This window comes from Microcystis sp. M49636_WE2, from assembly GCF_030065375.1.
Lineage (GTDB): Bacteria > Cyanobacteriota > Cyanobacteriia > Cyanobacteriales > Microcystaceae > Microcystis > Microcystis aeruginosa_C.
The window spans coordinates 1-3,935 of sequence record NZ_JASJFG010000372.1 but is presented as its reverse complement, the minus strand read 5'-3'; the positions used below and the strand labels follow the sequence as shown (position 1 = coordinate 3,935).

Below are 3,935 nucleotides of genomic sequence, written 5' to 3'. Positions count from 1 at the left end.
TGACCAGCGTTTAGTTAAGATCACAAAAGCACAGGTAGAACAGTTAAGTCAACAATTACAGGACGGTAAAGAATATGTGGTGAGAATCCTTTCAGCAGGTAATTATGTCTTAGGAGAAAGCGAGATTCGTGTCTTTGCTGATGTGGTTCCCAATCAAAGAGTTTTTGAGGAGAAACAGGTAATCGCTGCCGTTTCCATTGATCCCCAAAATATGACGGAAGAAGACCTACAAAAGCGTTTAGATTTACTCTTAGCTTCGGCTCAATTTCGCGCTAGAAGTGCGGGAGTTTTAGGGTCAATTCAAGTGGAAGATGGGTTATTAACTACGGTAGTTAACTTTATTGGTCAAGTGAAAAAGTCGGGTAATTCTATCGAGACACTTGAGGCAATTGCTGCTAGTAAAACTAATACGGCTGGCCCCTTAACTTTGCGTTTAGTGGCGGTAAAAGATGGTAAAATTATTTTTAGTACGTCTTCTTAAAAGATAGCTAAAGTTAGGATTTGAGATTAAAATCAACTCCTTCGTAAATATCGACAAGATTTAAGCTAATTCCTAAAGAATCTAGGGATATAATTCCCCTTGCTGGGGTGTATTCTTGCAGTAACCAATTATTGTCTGATGTTTTGCTATAGGATTCTATTAGTATCTCCCCTTGACTGACGAGAAGATATTGGTTTAATTGGGGTATAGAACGATAATAACGAAATTTATCACCCCGATCATAACTAGAGGTGGAAGGGGATAAAACTTCGATAATTACACAGGGATTTAAAATTTCATCGTTGCGATTATCACTCAATAATGGTTCCCCGGCAATAATCATTAAATCTGGGTATAAACCGCGATTATATTGGGGTATCCATAGACGTAGATCGCTAGATTGAAGACGATAATTAGTTCCTCTTAAAGCTAATTTTAGCAGGACAATAAGATTAATGAGAATACTATTATGATTGATGCTTCCCCCTGTCATCTCGATAATTTCCCCGTCGTGATATTCGTGTTTAGTTTCTGCGCTAGTTTCTAAATTACGATATTCTTCTAAGCGGAGGGTTTTGGGAGACGATGAAGTCAACATTTTTCTAGATCAGAGCTTCTTTTATTTAATGATAACACAATTAATGCTACCTGTTTAATCCTAATTCCCCCTGTAGAAAATCAATAAATTGTCTAGCAGTTCTTCCCGATCGCCCATTATGTTGGGTTGCCCATTGTTTGGCATGAAATTCTAGGTCTTCTAGGCTAATTTCTAATTTAGCTAAACTTGCTAAATGACGCACTATTTTCAAATACTTTTCTTGATTAGCGGGTTCAAAAGTTAGGGTTAAACCAAAGCGATCACTAAAGGATAATTTTTCTTGTACTGTGTCCCAATTATGCACTTCATCCCCATCTTTTGGTTGTGGTCGATCGGCGAAAAATTCTCTGACTAAATGTCGGCGATTAGAAGTGGCATAAACTACGACATTTTTCGGTCTAGCGGTGATGCTTCCCTCTAAAACAACCTTTAAAGCTTTAAAAGCTTCATCGTCTTCTTCAAAGGATAAATCATCGACAAAGATAATAAATTTCTGTGGTAAATCTCGCAGGATTTCAATAATTAATGGTAGGTCTTTTAATTGCGATTTTGCCACTTCAATTAAGCGCAATCCCTGACTATGATATTTTTGCAATAATCCCTTGACTAGAGAAGATTTTCCCGAACCACGGCTGCCATAGAGTAAGACATTTAAAGCGGGATAACCTGCTAATAAAAAATCAGTGTTTTTAATCAAGGTTTCCTTGGACATTTCATAACCGACTATTTCTTGAATCTGCACGGGATCGGGATGAGTAATCCCTTGTAATCTGCCTTCTTGCCACCTTAAAGCTTGATAACGGGCAAAAATTCCTGTACCACATTCGCGATAATAATCGGCTAGATCTTCGACTAATTCCGTCCAATCTAAACCAGAATGTAGAAAACTTTCTAATTTATTGTCCACTTCCCAAGCGGGGAAACTGAGAAATTTAATTCGTTCAAAAATTGTCGAATTGCTGAGGCTATAAATGCTAGAATTATAGAGAGATTGGAGGATAGATAAATCCTGTTTCACGCCATTAATTAAAGATTCGGGTAACTCCCAAACACTTTTTTTCTGTACCTGTTGACTAAAGGGATTGTCATCTAATAAAATTTGTTCGACTAGAAAATCATTCCAACTAATATTTTTAGATGCTAAAGCTTGAAACCATTGACCATAGGCTTTTAGAAAATCGGCGATATTATCCGTAGATAATAGGGTAATAAATGCCTGGCCAATAGCATTATCAAAAACCCCTTGATACAAAACTAACAAGCTGACTTTTTGGTAAATTTCAGATATCATTTTTATTCTCCACTAATAACTAACATTTCATGGCTGATTTTTTGTAATTCCTAATCCGATTTAATAATTGCCGTCCTGTATCCAAGAAAATGTAAATCAGTTATTATTCTATCAAGATAGGGTAATCTCTGCAAGATTAAGGTTAAAAAAGGGAAAATGCCTACCGACTAATTCCCAAGATTTCTTGAATTGATTTTCATTTATCTTAATGGTGAGGTACAAAGTTCTCCTTTTGGGGAGTCAGTCCCGATGAAAAAATTTTCACCCCCACAGATGAAAGAGGTTTCCTTCCCTACACCCCACACCCCACACCCTACACCCTCTTTCAAGTCAGGAGATAATACCGTGTCAGGTTACACTTCCTCTTGATGAGAAACACTGTATTTAATAAAATTTAACCAATCTTGGATTTCCTGTCCTAACCAGAGACATTCATCCTCGCGGAGATTCTGACCGATAAGATAATAATTTTTAGCCGTCCGCAGACGAATCTGATAGTTAGCTTCTGTACCATTGCTATGAAGAAAAATACCCCATAAGTCTTGAGTTTTGAAAGCAAATTTTTGGTAGATAAAATTGAAGAGTTTATATTTAATTAAAACTTCTTGAGGGGTAAGAATTAACTGCATCTCCCGCAAAAAAATAAAACCAATCAGAGCTATAATAAAGGTAATAATTGGGGAGATAAAGACAGTGATAGTAAGGAAAATCGCCAAAGACCAGAGAGTAGGCGCATCGGAAGGTAGCTTAATTTTTGGGGGTAAATTAATCTCTAAATTATCCTTATGTTTAGCGATACGGATGGAACTGTGGGGAGGTTTTGGTAATTTCTTAGGATCGATTAAACTTGAGGCTTGGCGATAGTAGGGATGTTGGAGAAATTTCAGGGCTTCTCTGGCACTTTTAAACCGCTTTTCTACCGCTACATCGGTCATAGTTTCTAACCAATCGATTAAATCATCATCGATTGTCACCAGTTGGCGAAATTGAATTTTAGAGTCGCGGTGGGGCAATTCTATCGGGACAATTCCCGTCAATAAATGAATTAAAGTCATGCCCAAGGCATATAAATCAGAACTGGGAACCGCCCGGCCCCAAAATTGTTCTAGGGGTGCATAACCACTCGTCCCCACCACGGTAAAAGTAACTCCTGTTACTGCACCGCGGGACTGGACTGCGCCAAAATCTACTAAATAAACGTTATTTTCCGAGTTAATAATTAAATTACTAGGTTTAATATCTCGATGTAATACTGGGGGCGATAATTCCTGCAAATAGATGAGAATTTCGAGAACTTCTTGGGCAATAGTTCGAATTACCGTAGCGGTGAAACGTTGCCCCCTTTCTAAGCGATCGCTTAGAGATTCTCCCGGTATATAATCTTGTACAAGCACAAACCAAGGAATCCCGTCACCTTGATTTTTATCGAGGGAAAAATAATCGCGATAGCGGGGAATACGGGGATGATGGAGAGAAGCTAAGACGGCTGCCTCCCGTTCAAATAATTTTAATTCTTCCCACTCCATCTGGGGACTAAAAGCGAGGAGTTTAATAATTACCGATTC

Annotated in this window: 4 protein-coding genes; 1 reads left to right on the top strand and 3 read right to left on the bottom strand. The window is 38.0% G+C overall.

Annotated features, from left to right (window positions below):
- On the top strand, positions 1-481 hold a 481-nt coding region (locus tag PX484_RS08970), incomplete at its 5' end, for a DUF3084 family protein (protein WP_502882711.1).
- A gap of 13 nt (positions 482-494) precedes the next feature.
- On the opposite strand, the gene PX484_RS08965 is transcribed toward PX484_RS08970, so the two are convergent.
- From PX484_RS08965 to PX484_RS08955, 3 genes are all read right to left on the bottom strand, one after another.
- On the bottom strand, positions 495-1,079 hold the full coding sequence (locus PX484_RS08965) for a Uma2 family endonuclease (RefSeq protein WP_287765746.1): 585 nt from the start codon (positions 1,077-1,079) through the stop codon (positions 495-497).
- A 46-nt stretch (positions 1,080-1,125) separates the two neighbouring features.
- A complete protein-coding gene (locus tag PX484_RS08960; protein WP_287765744.1) occupies positions 1,126-2,370 on the bottom strand; it encodes an ATP-binding protein in 1,245 nt (414 codons plus the stop codon).
- A 353-nt stretch (positions 2,371-2,723) separates the two neighbouring features.
- On the bottom strand, positions 2,724-3,935 hold a 1,212-nt coding region (locus tag PX484_RS08955; RefSeq protein ID WP_288103518.1), incomplete at its 5' end, for a serine/threonine protein kinase.

Excerpts from the sequence above, each read along its gene's own strand:
- PX484_RS08965 (WP_287765746.1), bottom strand. The coding sequence starts at position 1,079 with ATGTTGACTTCATCGTCTCCCAAAACCCTCCGCTTAGAAGAATATCGT.
- PX484_RS08960 (WP_287765744.1), bottom strand. The coding sequence starts at position 2,370 with ATGATATCTGAAATTTACCAAAAAGTCAGCTTGTTAGTTTTGTATCAA.